General features: G+C 70.2%; 12 protein-coding genes. 1 reads left to right on the forward strand and 11 read right to left on the reverse strand.

The genetic code is table 11. The annotated features are described in order from the left end of the window. Window positions 1–4: 4 nt before the first annotated feature. Window positions 5–1,150 carry a hypothetical protein gene (locus AB0L91_RS23380; RefSeq protein ID WP_365013178.1) on the reverse strand — a complete coding sequence of 382 codons (1,146 nt, stop codon included), beginning with the start codon at window positions 1,148–1,150 and terminating at the stop codon, window positions 5–7. A gap of 78 nt (window positions 1,151–1,228) precedes the next feature. Here AB0L91_RS23380 and AB0L91_RS23385 point away from each other — a divergent pair, with 78 nt between their 5' ends. Next, window positions 1,229–2,128, forward strand: a complete 900-nt coding sequence (locus AB0L91_RS23385) for a PD-(D/E)XK nuclease family protein (RefSeq protein ID WP_365013180.1) — start codon at window positions 1,229–1,231, stop codon at window positions 2,126–2,128. Between the two features lie 33 nt (window positions 2,129–2,161). Here the strand turns inward: AB0L91_RS23385 and AB0L91_RS23390 are convergent, their stop codons facing one another. The 10 genes from AB0L91_RS23390 to metH form a co-directional block, all read right to left on the reverse strand. Next, window positions 2,162–3,289 (reverse strand): putative sulfate exporter family transporter, encoded by a 1,128-nt coding sequence (locus AB0L91_RS23390; protein WP_365013182.1) that lies wholly within the window; start codon window positions 3,287–3,289, stop codon window positions 2,162–2,164. Further along, window positions 3,289–3,423, reverse strand: a complete 135-nt coding sequence (locus tag AB0L91_RS23395) for a hypothetical protein (RefSeq protein WP_357345547.1) — start codon at window positions 3,421–3,423, stop codon at window positions 3,289–3,291. Before AB0L91_RS23395 ends, AB0L91_RS23390 begins: the two co-directional genes overlap by 1 nt. 173 nt (window positions 3,424–3,596) lie before the next feature. After that, window positions 3,597–4,448 (reverse strand): ATP phosphoribosyltransferase, encoded by an 852-nt coding sequence (gene hisG, locus AB0L91_RS23400; protein WP_355275555.1) that lies wholly within the window; start codon window positions 4,446–4,448, stop codon window positions 3,597–3,599. A gap of 57 nt (window positions 4,449–4,505) precedes the next feature. Further along, on the reverse strand, window positions 4,506–4,769 hold the full coding sequence (locus AB0L91_RS23405; protein WP_043652956.1) for a phosphoribosyl-ATP diphosphatase: 264 nt from the start codon (window positions 4,767–4,769) through the stop codon (window positions 4,506–4,508). 80 nt (window positions 4,770–4,849) lie between these two features. After that, window positions 4,850–6,670: a choline/carnitine O-acyltransferase gene (locus tag AB0L91_RS23410; RefSeq protein ID WP_357345543.1), complete on the reverse strand. Its 1,821-nt coding sequence runs from the start codon at window positions 6,668–6,670 to the stop codon at window positions 4,850–4,852. A gap of 9 nt (window positions 6,671–6,679) precedes the next feature. Then, window positions 6,680–7,495: a class I SAM-dependent methyltransferase gene (locus AB0L91_RS23415; protein ID WP_218718345.1), complete on the reverse strand. Its 816-nt coding sequence runs from the start codon at window positions 7,493–7,495 to the stop codon at window positions 6,680–6,682. A gap of 12 nt (window positions 7,496–7,507) precedes the next feature. Beyond that, the gene (locus tag AB0L91_RS23420) at window positions 7,508–8,371 is read right to left on the reverse strand and encodes an arpA protein (RefSeq protein WP_365013188.1); all 864 of its coding nucleotides are present in this window, start codon (window positions 8,369–8,371) and stop codon (window positions 7,508–7,510) included. 154 nt (window positions 8,372–8,525) lie between these two features. After that, entirely contained in the window at window positions 8,526–9,221 is a 696-nt protein-coding gene (locus tag AB0L91_RS23425; protein WP_355275560.1) for an HAD family phosphatase, read from the reverse strand. 77 nt (window positions 9,222–9,298) lie between these two features. Beyond that, window positions 9,299–11,146: a serine/threonine-protein kinase gene (locus AB0L91_RS23430; RefSeq protein ID WP_365013192.1), complete on the reverse strand. Its 1,848-nt coding sequence runs from the start codon at window positions 11,144–11,146 to the stop codon at window positions 9,299–9,301. A gap of 220 nt (window positions 11,147–11,366) precedes the next feature. Then, window positions 11,367–14,963: a methionine synthase gene (gene metH, locus AB0L91_RS23435; protein WP_365013193.1), complete on the reverse strand. Its 3,597-nt coding sequence runs from the start codon at window positions 14,961–14,963 to the stop codon at window positions 11,367–11,369. Window positions 14,964–15,062 lie beyond the last annotated feature (99 nt).

Genomic DNA, 15,062 nt, shown 5'->3' on the forward strand with positions numbered 1-15,062 from the left:
GGCGCTACTTCGCGGCCGCCAGCACCCGCTGCTGGTCACGGGCACCGGTGTGCGCGGCGTCCTGGGTCTTCGCCCAGACCTCGGCGACGTGGCGTCCGCTGGTCACCAGGCAGACCCAGGCATTGGCGTGCTCCCCGCCGTCGGTCAGACAGGACACGCCGGGCACGTCGGCGGGCGCCGGCGCGGTCGCCATACCCCGTGCGGCGGCGATCGCGGCGGTGGTGGCAGTCGCGAGCTCGGTCGCCCCCGCCGGGTCCGCCGCGCGGTAGACGGTGCTGCCCTTGGTGGCCAGCGCGCTGACGCCCACCGTGCGGTACAGCGTCACCGCGGCCTGCTGGTCCTCGGCGAACAGCAGCGCGGCGTGCTGCCGGTAGGCCCCGCGGCCGCTGCCGCTGTCACCGATCGACAACGCGAAGATCCCGTCCGGGTCGTACGGCAGCCGGGCGAGCTCGGCTTCGGGTGTCGCGGTGAACGAATCCAGCAGCGGCCGTTGCCGTTCCAGCGCCCGCGTGATGGTCGCCGCGTGCTCGGGCTGCGCACCGCCCATCACCCTGGTGAACACCACGTAGTCGCGATACGGCGTGAAGGCCATGCCCTCGGCCCTGCCCTGATTCGTCAGCTGGACGAATCGGGTGCCGGGCGCGCCGGGTAGGTCAGCGGCGGTCCAGTCCGCCGTCTGGAGGAGACCGCGTTCGGCGGTCGCGGCCACCGCGAACTCGGCAGCGGCCGTGGTCGCGGTGGCGGCGTCGGGGAAGCGCAGGACGCCGTGGACGAGCCACTCACTGTCGGTCAGCGTCTTGCCACCGTTGGATCGCTCGCTGACGAAGCCCGCCAGCAACCCGTTGTCGTCGGCGACCTCGGCGATCGCGTTGTGGTGCCCGGCGGAGATCTTCAACCGCGCCGAGGTGAGGACGTCGGAGCTACCGTGGCGCAGGTAGCGCGGGTCGATGTCGGTGGGCAGCGCCAGGACCTCCGCGATCCGCATACCCTCCGCCAGTTTGCCCGTCCGCAGCGCCTGTGCCGGGCTCGTCGTCGTGGTCGCCGCCGCCGAGGTGGGGGCGGGCACCCGCACCGTCTTGCCCGGTTCCTCACACGCGCCAAGCACGATCATCGCGGCCACGGCCGCCCCCACCCGAATCATTCGATGCATGCGGTGATCTTGGCAGAGCGCGCCGCCCGGTCCGAATCGTCGCGTTCGGTGTCGGTGGGTGCCGATACCCTGCGAAGTATGTCAGTGCCCGTGTCCGCGTCCCTTGCCGACGACACCGCCGACGGTCCGGCCCAGCGGTCGCGACCGGCGCTGTCGCCTTCGCGGGCAAGCGATTTCAAGCAGTGCCCGCTCAAGTACCGGTTGCGGGCGATCGATCGGGTCCCGGAGCCGCCGACCCGGGCCGCGGTGCGGGGCACGGTGGTGCACGCGGTGCTCGAGGATCTGTTCGGGCTGCCCGCCGCCGAGCGGCACCCCGAGCGCGCGGCCGAGCTGGTGCCCGGCGCCTGGGATCGGGTGCGGGCCGATCGGGCGGGGATCGACGAGCTCGTCGCCGAGGGCGGCCCGGAGGCACTGTTCGCGGAGGTGCGGCGGCTGGTCGAGAGCTATTACGAGCTCGAGGATCCGACCCGGTTCGAGCCGGACTCGCGGGAGGAGCGGGTGGAGGTCGAGCTGGCCGGTGACATTCCACTGCGCGGGTTCGTCGACCGCATCGATATCGCGCCCAACGGCCTGCTGCGGGTCGTCGACTACAAGACCGGGCGCGCCCCCGGCCCACTGCACGAGGCCAGGGCGCTGTTCCAGCTCAAGTTCTACGCGCTGATGATCCTGCGCACCCGCGATATCGTGCCCGCCCAGCTGCGGCTGATCTACCTGGCCGACAAGGTGCTGCTCACCTACTCCCCCGACCGCGACGAGCTGGACCGCTTCGAACGGATCCTGATCGCGCTGTGGCAGGCGATCCTGGAGGCGGGCCGCACCGGCGATTTCCCGCCCAGCCGCTCCGCGATGTGCCGGTTCTGCGACTTCCAGCACCTGTGCCCGGAGTTCGGTGGCACCCCGCCGCCGTATCCGGGCTGGCCGCGGCAGGCGCCGGTCGAGCTGGGACTGCCCGACGCGCGCCCCGCCGAGGACGTCTGAGCCGTCGCCGGTCCGGCGACGGCCGGCTCACTCTCACACCGCGAAGTCGCGGAACAGCAGCACCGACAGGCCGAGCCCGACCGCCAGGTTCACCACGACCGCCGAGCCGAAGACCGCGATCGGCCGCCAGCCCGCCTCGCGCAGTCCGCGCAGCGAGAACTCCAGGCCGATGGAGACGAAGGCGAGGATCAGGAACCAGGTGCGCAGGTCGTTGATGATCGCGATGTGCGCCGCACCGGTCTTCTTGTCGACCGACTGCAGGTACAGGGTGCCGATGACCGAGGCCGCGAGGAAGCCGAGCACGAACTTCGGGAACCTGGACCAGAATTCGCCGATACTCGGCCGGGCCGCGCCCGGCGTGCGGTCGACCCGGAACGCGAACCAGGCGGTCAGCGCGATGGCGACGAGACCGATCAGCGCGTTCTGCGTGGTCTTGACGATCGTGGCGATCTTCAGCGCGTCCTCCCCGGCGAGCGCGCCCGCCGCGGCCACCGCGGCGGTGGTGTCGATATTGCCGCCGATCCAGGCGCCCGCCACCGCGTCCGAGAGGCCGAAGGCGTCGGCCAGCCAGGGCAGCAGGAAGATCGAGGGTAGCGCGAAGATGATCACCAGCGAGGCCGCGTAGGCGATCTGCTCGCGCCGCGCCTGGACCGCGCCCGCCGCCGCGATCGCGGCGCTCACCCCGCAGATCGACACCGCCGAGGACAGCAGGGCTCGCAGCTTGTCGTCGAGGCCGAGCTTGCCGCCGAACCACCAGGTGAAGCCGAACACGATGGTGATCAGCGCCAGCGCCTGGACGATCGACGGCGCGGCCGCCGTCACCAGGATCTTCAGATTGATCGACGCGCCGAGCAGCACCACACCGGTCTTGATGAAGAACTCGGTCCGGAACCCGGCCGAAAGCCGTTCCCGCAGGCCGAGTTTGCTCAGCACCACATTGCCGAGCAAGCCGATCGCGATCGCGTACACCGGATATTCGACCGACTTGGCGATCCGCGTGAACGGCGTATCGCCCGCCCACTGCGGCACCTGGGTGTCGAAGAACCGGGTCAGCGCGCCGAGCGCGAGCACCAGCAGGATCCCGGCCGCGATGTCGGTGCTCGTGGGACGCGGGTTGGCCTGCAGCGCGGCGGTTTCCGTCGTGGTCTTCGGTTCGCTCATCACGGCACCAGCCACGCGGGGATCGCCCCGACCAGGACGAGACCGATCAGAGCGAGACCGACGACCGTGGCCAGCCAGTCCTCGTTCCACGTGAATGCGCTACCCGGCCGCGGCTCGGGTTGTGTCTGGGACACGGTGACTCCTTGTGTTCCTCATCGAGAAACCGCAAGGTAGCAACGCGCTCCCCCGGCACACACCGATTGCGCTCACCCTGAACCGATCTCGCGCCGCGCCGCACGCACGGCCGGAGATGCGAAACGGCCCGGCGAGCCGATCACGCTCGCCGGGCCGTGCGGGACGAATCGGGTCAGAACGCGCGGCAGGACCGGATGTCGGTGGCGAGGATGGCCTTGGCACCGAGATCGGCGAGGCGATCCATCAGGTCGTTGCCCTGCTTGCGCGGGACCAGGGCGCGCACCGCGACCCAGTCGGGGTCGGTGAGCGGGGAGACCGTCGGCGACTCCAGGCCCGGGGTGATGGCGACGGCCTCGTCGAGCAGCGACTTGGGGCAGTCGTAGTCCAGCATCAGGTACTGCTGGGCGAACACCACACCCTGGATGCGCGCGATGAGCTGGTTGCGAGCCCGGTCGTCCTGGTCGGAGCCGGTGCGCTCGATCAGCACGCCCTCGGAATCGCAGAGCGAGTCGCCGAAGGCGACCAGGTTGTGCTGACGCAGCGTGCGGCCGGAGCCGACGACATCGGCGATCGCGTCGGCCACGCCCAGCTGGATCGAGATCTCGACGGCGCCGTCGAGGCGGATGACCTCGGCCTCGATGCCGAAGCGGGCCAGGTCGGCGCGGACCAGGTTCGGGTACGAGGTGGCGATGCGCTTGCCCGCCAGATCCTCGACCTTCCAGTCCTCACCGGCCGGCGCGGCGTAGCGGAAGGAAGAACGGCCGAAGCCGAGCGAGAGGCGCTCGCTGACCGGCGACCCGGAATCCAGGGCCAGGTCGCGGCCGGTGATGCCGAGGTCGAGCTCTCCGGAGCCGACGTAGATGGCGATGTCCTTGGGCCGCAGGAAGAAGAATTCGACCTGGTTGGCGGGGTCGAGGACGGTCAGCTCACGGGAATCGGTGCGTTTGCGGTAACCGGCCTCACTCAGGATCGAGACGGCGGATTCCGACAGCGAGCCCTTGTTGGGAACTGCGACGCGCAACATGGGAAGGGGTCCTTTCGGGGAGCGGAAGTGGCGGTGTCGACCGGGACGGATCAGCCGTCACAGATGTCGGTACACGTCCTCGAGCTTCAGCCCGCGACCCACCATCATCACCTGGACCCAGTACAGCAGCTGGGAGATCTCCTCGGCGAGCGCTTCGTCGCTCTCGTGCTCGGCGGCCAGCCAGATCTCACCGGCTTCCTCGAGCACCTTCTTACCCTGGAAATGAACGCCTGCGTCCAGCGCGGCCACGGTGCCCGACCCCTCGGGACGGGTCTGGGCACGATCCTGCAGCTCGGCGAACAGGGATTCGAAGTTCTTCACGATGAGTGATTGTTTCACACCGTGTACACCGGTTTTCCCGCGCACCGTGGCCACCGGCGGCCACGGTGCGCGGGTCACCGTCAGGACGGGTCGGCCAGCAGTTCGCGCAGGTCGGCGACCGCGGTGCGCAGGTGGTCGGCGAAGGCGTACATCTGGTCGGCCACCGACTTGGGGGTGGCCAGGTAGATGTTCCAGCGGTCCGGCAGCAGCACGTAGGCGATGCCGATGCAGGTGGGGCTGGTGGAGCCGAAACCGAAGTAGCGGATGTGCACCGACGGCGCCGAGCTGGTGCTCAGGTAGTCGTCGCGCATGATCGTCCAGCCGGGGCTGTCGAACAGCGCGATCCGCTCGTCGGCGACGCCCAGCTCCGCGCCGCGGCGGCGCTGGATCCACTGCAGCTCCCACAGATGCTGCTCGGGCGCCTGACCGGCCTGGCACTCCTTGGCCCGGCCGACGTGCGCGGACGCCGCCGTGCGGGCCGCGGCCAGCTTGCCATCGCGCTCGACGGAATCGTCGACCATCGCGTCGACGAAGGCCACCATCTCCGGGGTCACCACGCGCATGGCCTCGGTGCGGCCGTTGCGGAACTGCCGGGTCGCGATGGACTCGTAGGTGGCGCCGGTCAGGCCCTTGCTGCGCCGGTGGGCGAGCTGGTAGGCCAACTGGGCGAACGCGTCGGGCGAGATGCCGAGCTGCTTGGCCGCGCCGGTGCCGAAGTCGTCGAACGAGACCAGCGCGGTCGCGGTGTCGGCGGCGAAGCGGGCGAAGTCGGCGCCCGCGGCCGCGATGTCGGCGCGGGCGGCCGAGTCGAGGACGAACTCGATCGGCTCGACCTGCGGCAGCCCCTGGGCCCGCGCGCCGCTGGTGGCGGCATGGTCCTGCGCGGTCCGCTCGAGCAGGGTGTCCACGAACGACAGCACGGTGGTGCCATCGAGACCGCAGTGCTCGATGTTGATGCCTGCCTGGCCGTCGGCGAAGACGATGAACGACACCGACTTGTCGAAGTACCGGTTGGCGCTGTCACCGTGCAGCAGCTGATCGCAGGCGTGCAGTTCGTCACGGGGCGTGAAGTCTTCCAGGCAGACCGCGAACAGCGCCGTCTCGACCTCGTCGAACGCCGCGACATTGGCCGCCTCGGCGCGCAGGGTGGCCCGGCTGCGGGCCCACTCCGCCCTGGCCTTGGTGGTCAGGTGCCCGATCGAGGTGTCGGTGGCCGCGGGCTTGGTGCCGCCCTTGATGACCGCCCGCAGCCCGTCGACCACGTCCTCGAACGCGTACGGCGCGCCGTCCGGGCCGATCACGTCCATCCGGAAGATGTTGCCGCGGTAGAAGACCACGATGTGGCGCGCGTCCGAGGGACCCGGCCATTCCGGGCTGTAGGGCTTGCGCACGGTGTCCTGCTCTTCGCCCGGGATCCGGGTCTCGGAGAACAGGTACTCGTTCTGCCACATCGACAGCTGCTGCCCGCGCTGGGTGACCGGCGGGATCCGCTCGGCGTCCAGCGCCAGCTTGTAGTCCACGGCGGCGCCGATGATCGCGGCGGCCCGCTCGGCCTGGCCCGCCACGGTGGAGGCGGCCAGCGGGGTGTCGTCGCGGAACAGGAAGACGAAGTTGGCGTTCAGCGCGATCCGGTCGCGGCGGCCCAGGTACCGCGAGGGCCAGAACTCGTCGAGCCAGCTGCCGACCCCCGGTGTGGCGTCGTATTCGGCGAGCGCGGCGTGCAGGGTCCGGCCTGCCCCACCGGGCCGCAGCAGTTCGGCGACTGCGGCCTCGGTGGTGGCGAGTTCCTCGGCGCCGAGCAGCGGCTGACACCACTGCAGGAACCGCGCGCAACTGTCGTCCAGTGTCGGCAGCGGTACCCGGGGCAGGCTGTCTTCGGCGGCGAACGTCGGTTGGTTCAATCCAGATCCTCAGGTCTCGATGGGATGCGGGCGGGACACGAACAGGTTGGCGTAGAGCCAGCCTTCGGCTTCGTGGTCGGTGGTGTCGATTCCCTTGGCCGCCAACGCTTCCAGCACCTGTGCACGTTCCTGGGCCGAAGCGAAGCGCCGCTGCTGGAACATACCGGGACGCTGCTCGCTGCGATAGCCGAGCGCGGCGAGTTCCGCGGCGATGGGGCCGAAATCGAACATCCGCAACACGAAATGCGCCATCCACGGCCGCTTGCGGGGATCCGCCTGGGCGACCCTGGAGAGGGTTTTCTCGGTGATGTAGCCGACGCATCCGGTGGAGATCACCAGATCGGCGGAGGCGAGCACACGCCGCTGGGCCTCGGTCGGCTCGGTGGCCTCGAGGTCGGCGTGCACGTAGTCGTGCAGGAATCCGGCGGCGTGGGCGTAGGTCAGCGCCGGGCGTGCGGCGTCCATCCCGACGAAGCGTACGTCGGGCATCAGGTCGGCGCGTAACCGCTCCCGGTCCGCCGCGATCAGCCCGACCTTGTCGGTCTCGGCGTGGTCGCGATAGTGCCCGGCCAGCTCCTCGACCGTCGTGCCGGTCCGCAGCAGCGCCGCGTTCACCCCGTAGGAGCAGCCCAGGTCGAGCACCGTCGGGATCCGGTCCGGCCGCGCCGCCCGCAGCTGGCGCAACTGCTCCTGGAAATGCGGCTTGGCCAGCTCCGGGATCCGGTAGTCCAGCTCGTTCATCCGCGCGAAGTAGGCACGCGGATCGGGACTTTCGTAGATGTCGTCGAAGGATGCTTTGCCGGTGGTGTGCAACGGAACGGACATGGGCGGTTCCTCTCAGTCGAGCAGTCGGTCACCTCGGACGGCGTCGGCCGCGGCGGCCACATGGTCGGGCAGGACACGGCCGAACAGCTGCCTGGTGCGTTCGACAGTGCCGATCACCCCGGGCCGGTCCGTGTAGGCGAAGATCGCCGAATGTCGTTGTCCCGCACCGGCCACCTCGGTGACCCGGTGGAGCGAGAAGCGGCCCTTGAACAGCTGCAGATCGCCGGGGCGCAGTTCCAGGGCGCGGATGAACCGGTCGCCCTCGCCGGTGAGCACGGCGCGCACGTCGTCGAGATGCTCGGCGTGCGGATCGCGGATATTGGGGCAGTACTCGAAGACACCGCCGGCTTCGGGGCGGCGGGTCAGCATGCTGACGGTGAACTCGTTGGTGTCGAAATGCCAGGGGTGCGACATGCCCGGCTCGACCACGTTCAGGCACAGACCGGCCAGCGGGTCGGCGAATTCGTGCAGTTCGTCGAGTTCGAAACAGTCGGCGACGAAACGCTGGAAGATCGGGTCGGTGTAGAGGCGCTGGATCAGCGCGTCGGCGGGAATGCGGTCGCGGGCGACGAAGGCGTTGCCGCGGTCGAGCACGATCCGGGCCGGGTGGTCGGCGGGCAGATCGGTGTCGAGCGGGATGTTGTAGGCGTTGACCCGCTCCACCTTGTAGTGGGCGTGTGGGGCGATCCGCTCCCCCTCCGCGCGCAGCGTGTCCCACAGCTCCGGGCGGAGGAACTCGCGCAGGACGGTACAGCCGTCCTGTGCCAGTTCCGCGCGGGCGGCCTCGACCGCGGCGCGCCGGCCCGGACCACCGAGATCGGTGAGCGGATACCGTGCGATGTCGACGATTTCGTCAAGCCCCCGCGTCCCTGTCATGGCTTCAGTTTGCGGTAACTTTCGCCGACACGCCCAGGGTTTCGGCAAATCCGGCCTATCCCGGGCAGATCACAGCGTCATGAAATCAACTGTGCGACAACAGTTTTCGAACAATCTCTGTCGATACCGGAATTATCACGGTAGGCTATTCGCCCTATCTCGCTGCGCTGCCGAAATGTTCGTCGCGCACCGCGAGCGCGGCCCCCAGATCGGCGGCCGACAAACCCACCAGTGACTCCCGGAATACCCGCCCCGGCGCCTCGGGAACCGCGATTTCGCACGGAATCACGATCAGGCCGCACCCGGCGCCCTGTGCCGCGAGTGCGCCGGTGGGCGAATCCTCGATCGCCACGCAGTCGGCCGGGTCGAGTCCGAGCAGGTCGGCGGCCTTGCGATAGATGGCCGGATCGGGTTTGCCGTGCGCCACTTCGTCACCGCAGACGGAGGTGTCGAAGAAATCGCGGCCCAGCGTGTCGAGACCGTATTCGGTGAGCGAGCGCTTGGTGTTGGTCACCAGCGCGCAGCGCAGTCCCGCCGCGCGCACCATGGCGAGCGCGTCCTTGGCACCGGGCCGCCACGGGATCGGCCCGAGCATCAGCTCGGTGACCCGCCGTTCGAGGAACTCCCCCGCCTCGGCGAGGACCCGCGGCGTCGCCTCGACGCCGATGCCGTCGAACAGCATGCGCAGCGCGTTCGGGCCGGAGGCGCCGATCAGCGCGTGGCGGATCTCGTCGGTGAGCTCACGGCCGTGTTCGCGAGCCAGTTCGCGCACCGCGATGTCCCACAGCTTCTCCGAGTCGAGCAGCGTGCCGTCCATGTCCCACAGCACCGCGGCCGGTCGCGCGCTCACCTGTTTCTCGCCTCGTTCTCTTCCGCGTCGGATCGGACCGGCGGACACCGGGCCGCGTTCAGGGTAGCCGGTGCGGATCAGACACCGGATCCGGCGATCTGCAGGCTGTTGCCGGTACCGCTCACCTGGATCCAGCGATTCTCCGAGGTCACGGTGCCGTTGGTGAGGTGGTAGGTGAGCGAGACGACCGCCCGGTTCTCCCCGTTCGGCGTGATCGAGCCGACAGTCACCGACCGCACCGTCGACCAGAACGAGGAGTACTGGCCGTACCCGCCGGTCTGCGCCTGATAGCCGGGGGCCAGCTGCGCCCAGGCGCCGCCGATATTGCCGGGCAGCATGCCGTAGTACCCGGCGATGAACTGGCCGATGCGGTCCGGGCTCGGCGGGCCGAACGGGGTGGTGGTGATCGTGGTGCTGGTCGGGCTCGGCGTGACGGTCGGCTTGCCCGAGGTGCTCGTGCCCGACGGAGCGGACGTGGCGCCGGGGGTCGTCGGCCCCGTCTGGGCCGGGCCCGGCGGCGCGGACACGGTGACCGTCTCCTGCTCGGGGACGATGACGACGGTGCTGACCTTGCCGTCGACCACCGTGGTGACGGTGACCGGGTCCAGCGCCTGCTGCGTGGGGTCCGCGCCCCGGTCCCGCGTCACGACCAGCACGACCAGCATCACCGTGAACGCGGCGACGGCGGCGGCGAGCAGCAGGATGGCCCGGCTGTTGTTCGGCCCGTCGGTGCGCGCGGGCGGGGTCGGGCCGACCGGCGGCGGTCCGGACGGGGTCCCGGCCCGTTCGGCGCCGGTGCCCGGCGTGGCGTCCTGTGGCCGGTCCTGTCGCGCGCCTGCCCAGCCCGCGTCGGCGCCCGCCGCCGCTGCCCCGCTATCCGGTCCCGACCGCGCCGCGGGCGAAACGCCCGCCGCTCCCCCCGTTCCCGTGGCGGGCGATCCACCGGTGATCGCGGACTTCGCCGCCTTCGCCAGCGCCAGTCCGCCGCCGAGCAGACCCGCGGCGCCGGACTTCGCCGTCGTCGGTGCGGTGGGCTGGGGCAGCAGCGTGGTGGCCGCCTCACTCAGCGGCAGCACCTTGGTCGCCGTGGCGGGCAGTGCCGGAACCCGGCCCGCCGCGACATCTTCGAGCGCCTTGCGCGCCTGCGCCATGGTCGGCCGGTCCTCGGCCGACGCGGTCAGCAGCCACATCAGCACCGGCCCGAGCGATCCCGCCCGCTGCGGTTCCGGCACCACGCCCCTGGCGACGGCGTGCAGCACCGCGAGCGGGTTGTCGCCCTCACCGAACGGCGGGGCGCCCTCCACGGCGGCGTACAGGGTCGACCCCAGCGCGAACACGTCGGCGGCGGGCTTCGGGTCGTCGCCGCGGGCGATCTCGGGCGCCAGGTAGGCGGGCGTGCCCGCCAGGAAGCCGGTGGCGGTGACGGTGACATCGCCGGTGGCGTGCGAGATCCCGAAGTCGGTGAGCTTGACGGTGCCGTCGTCGCCGACGAGCAGGTTGGCCGGCTTCACGTCGCGGTGCATGATCCCGGCGTCGTGCGCCGCCGACAGCGCGGCCGCAGCCTGGGCGCCGATCCCGGCCACCTCGAGCGGCGGCAGCGTCGCCCCGCCCGCCAGCTTCACCGCGAGGCTGGGCGCGTTCATGTACTCCATGACCAGCCAGGGCTGGCCGTCTTCCTCGGCGACGTCGAAGACGGTGATGGCGTTCGGGTGGTGCAGGCGGGCGGCGATGCGGCCCTCGCGCATGGCGCGCAGCTTCGCTTCCAGCGCTTGCGATCCGGTGAGTCCCGGTGCGAGCAGCAACTGCTTCACCGCGACGGTGCGGCGCAGCCGGACGTCGGTGGCACGCCACACGACCCCCATCGCGCCGGTGCCGATCGGGTCGGTGAGTCGATAGCGTCCCGCGATCAACCGATCCGATGTCATAACGTGTGCCCCTCCTGCAATACCGCCGAGTCGTCCAGCCCTCCGCGCCACAGCGGGATGAAACTTCCGAAAATCCTACGTGCTGAACTGCTTTGCCCTCGTCCCCGACGGCCCCGGTCCATGGACTCCCGGCCGCTTCGTGACCAGACTCACAACCGGCACAACGGCATCGGACCGGCCCCGCGGGGACCGGTCCGATCTGCCGTCGCCTGTCAGTGTCTCAGGCGTTGAAGTATTTCGCCTCCGGATGCAGCAGGACGAACGCGTCGGTCGACTGTTCCGGGTGCAGCTGCAGTTCCTCCGACAGCGTCACCCCGACCCGGCCCGCGTCGAGCAGGTCGACCAGCTTGGCCCGGTCCTCGAGCTCCGGGCAGGCGCCGTAGCCGAAGGAGTACCGCGCGCCGCGGTAGCCGAGCTTGAAGTAGTCGAGGATGTCGGCGGGATCGTCGTCGGCGACCGACTGGCCCTCCAGCGTCAGTTCCTCGCGCACCCGGCGGTGCCAGTACTCGGCCAGTGCCTCGGTGAGCTGCACGCCGATGCCGTGCACCTCGAGGTAGTCGCGGTAGTTGTCGGCCGCGAACAGCGCGTTGGCGAAGTCGGCGATCGGCTGGCCCATGGTGACCAGCTGGAACGGCAGCACGTCGACCTGGCCGGTCTCGCGCGCCCGCTCGCGGGAGCGGATGAAGTCGGCGATGCACAGGAAGCGGTCGCGCTGCTGGCGCGGGAAGGTGAACCGGTACCGCTCGGGCGCGTCGGCGTCGGGCTCGGTGAGCACGATGACGTCGTCGCCCTCCGACACCGCCGGGAAGTACCCGTACACCACCGCGGCGTGCTGCAGCACGCCCTCGGTCGCCAGCCGGTCGAGCCAGGCCCGCAGCCGCGGGCGGCCCTCGGTCTCCACCAGCTCCTCGTAGGACGGCCCGTCGCCGCTGCGCTGACCGCGCAGGCCCCACTGGCCCAGGAACAGCGCCCGCTCGTCGAGCAGGCCCGAATACTCCTGCAGCGGCAGGCCCTTCACCACGCGGGTGCCCCAGAACGGCGGGGTCGGCACAGGCAGGTCGGCGGCGACGTCGGACCGCTCCGGGACCTCGATCGGCACCTCGGCGGCCTTGCGCTCGGCGGCGATCCGCTTGGAGCGCTCGTGGCGGGCCTTGCGCTCGGCGGCCTTCTCCTTGGCCGCGATCGCCTCGGGGCTGTCGGGATCGAGGCCACCGCCGCGCTTGACGGTCATGATCTCGTCCATCAGCCGCAGGCCCTCGAACGCGTCGCGGGCGTAGTGCACGTCGCCCTCGTAGACGGCGGTGAGGTCGTTCTCCACGTAGGCGCGGGTCAGCGCGGCGCCGCCGAGCAGCACCGGGAACTGTTCGGCGACGCCCTTGGCGTTGAGCTCCTCGAGGTTCTCCTTCATCACCACGGTCGACTTCACCAGCAGCCCGGACATGCCGATCACGTCGGCCTTCTTGTCCTGCGCGGCGTCGAGGATGGTGGCGATCGGCTGCTTGATGCCGAGGTTGACCACCTCGTAGCCGTTGTTGGACAGGATGATGTCGACCAGGTTCTTGCCGATGTCGTGCACGTCGCCCTTGACGGTGGCGAGCACGATCCGGCCCTTGCCGGAGTCGTCGGTGGCCTCCATGTGCGGTTCCAGGTGCGCCACCGCGGTTTTCATCACCTCGGCCGACTGCAGCACGAACGGCAGCTGCATCTGGCCGGAACCGAACAGCTCACCGACGGTCTTCATGCCCGAGAGCAGGGTCTCGTTGATGATCTGCAGCGGCGGCACCGTCTGCATCGCCTCGTCCAGGTCGACGTCGAGGCCGTTGCGCTCGCCGTCGACGATGCGCCGCTCGAGCCGGTCGAACAGCGGCAGCGCGGCCAGCTCCTCGGCCCGCGAGGCCTTCGACGACGCGGTCGAGACGCCCTCGAACAGCGCCATCAGCTTCTGCAGCGGGTCGTAGTCCTCGGTGCGGCGGTCGTAGATCAGATCCAGCGCGGTCTGGCGCTGCTCGTCGGGGATCCGGCTCATCGGCAGGATCTTCGACGCGTGCACGATCGCCGAATCCAGTCCGGCTTCGACACATTCGTGCATGAACACCGAGTTCAGCACCTGCCGGGCGGCCGGGTTCAGGCCGAAGGAGATGTTGGACAGACCGAGGGTGGTCTGCACCTCCGGGTGCTTGCGCTTGAGCTCACGGATGGCCTTGATGGTCTCCTCGCCGTCCTTGCGCGACTCCTCCTGGCCAGTGCCGAGGGTGAAGGTCAGGGTGTCGACGATGATGTCGGACTCCAGCAGACCCCAGTTGGTCGTGATGTCGTCGATCAGCCGCTCGGCGATCGCGACCTTCGTCTCGGCGGTGCGGGCCTGGCCCTCCTCGTCGATGGTCAGCGCGACCACCGCGGCGCCGTGCTCGGACACCAGCCGCATGATCTGCTGGAAGCGCGAATCCGGGCCTGCGCCGTCCTCGTAGTTCACCGAGTTCACCGCGCAGCGGCCGCCCAGGTGCTGCAGACCGGCCTGCAGCACCGGCGGCTCGGTGGAGTCGAGCATGATCGGCAGGGTCGAGGACGTGGCCAGGCGCGAGGCCAGCTCGTTCATGTCCTTGGTGCCGTCGCGGCCGACGTAGTCGACGCACAGGTCGAGCATATGGGCGCCGTCGCGGGTCTGGTCCTTGGCGATCTCGAGGCAGCGCTGCCAGTCCTCGGCCAGCATCGCGTCGCGGAATGCCTTGGAGCCGTTGGCGTTCGTGCGCTCGCCGATCATCAGGATCGAGGCGTCCTGCTCGAACGGGACCGCGGTGTACATGCTCGACACGGCGGGCTCGTGCGCGGGCGTGCGGCGCGCCTCGATCGGCGGCAGCGTGGTCTCGACCGCGCGCACGGCCTCGGCGACCTGGCGGATGTGCTCGGGGGTGGTGCCACAGCAGCCACCCACCAGCGACAGGCCGAATTCGGAGACGAAGCCGCTCATCGCGACGGCCAGCTCCTCCGGGGTCAGCGGGTACTCCGCGCCGTTCGCGCCGAGCACCGGCAGGCCCGCGTTCGGCATCACCGAGACGGGGATCTGCGCGTGCCGCGACAGGTGCCGCAGGTGCTCGCTCATCTCGTCGGGGCCGGTCGCGCAGTTCAGGCCGATCATGTCGATGCCGAGCGGCTCCAGCGCGGTCAGCGCCGCGCCGATCTCGCTGCCGACCAGCATGGTGCCGGTGGTCTCCACGGTGACGTGGGTGATGATCGGGATCCGGCGGCCCGCGGCGAGCATGGCCCGCTTGCTGCCGGTGATCGCCGCCTTGACCTGCAGCAGGTCCTGGCAGGTCTCGATCAGGATGGCGTCGGCGCCGCCGTCGAGCATGCCGAGGGCGGCCTCGGTGTAGGCGTCGCGCAGGGACACGAACGGCGCGTGGCCCAGCGTCGGCAGCTTGGTGCCGGGACCCATCGAGCCGAGCACGTAGCGCGGGGTGCCGTCGGCGGACGGGCCCATCTCGTCGGCGACCTCACGCGCGATCCGGGTACCGCGCTCGGACAGATCACGAATCCGGTCCTGGATGTCGTAGTCGGCCAGGTTGGGCAGGTTGCAGCCGAAAGTGTTGGTCTCCACCGCATCCGCGCCCGCCGCGAAGTAGGCGCGGTGGATGTCGGCGAGGACATCGGGACGGGTGTCGTTGAGGATCTCGTTGCATCCCTCGAGGCCGCGGAAATCGTCGAGCGTCAGATCCGCGGCCTGCAACATCGTGCCCATCGCACCGTCGCCGATGACGACACGCCGTCGGAGCGTGTCGAGGAGCGTGGTATCGAACCCGGTGGGCAAGGACGCAGACATGATTCAAGACTAATGGGCGGCCCCGACGCGCAAGACCACTGCGGGTGATTCGAGTGGCGCCGGACACAGCCCGCACGGGAAACACGCAACAGCGCCGGT

Origin of the sequence: Nocardia sp. NPDC051833, from assembly GCF_040681225.1 — a bacterium.
In the GTDB taxonomy this organism is placed as follows: domain Bacteria; phylum Actinomycetota; class Actinomycetes; order Mycobacteriales; family Mycobacteriaceae; genus Nocardia.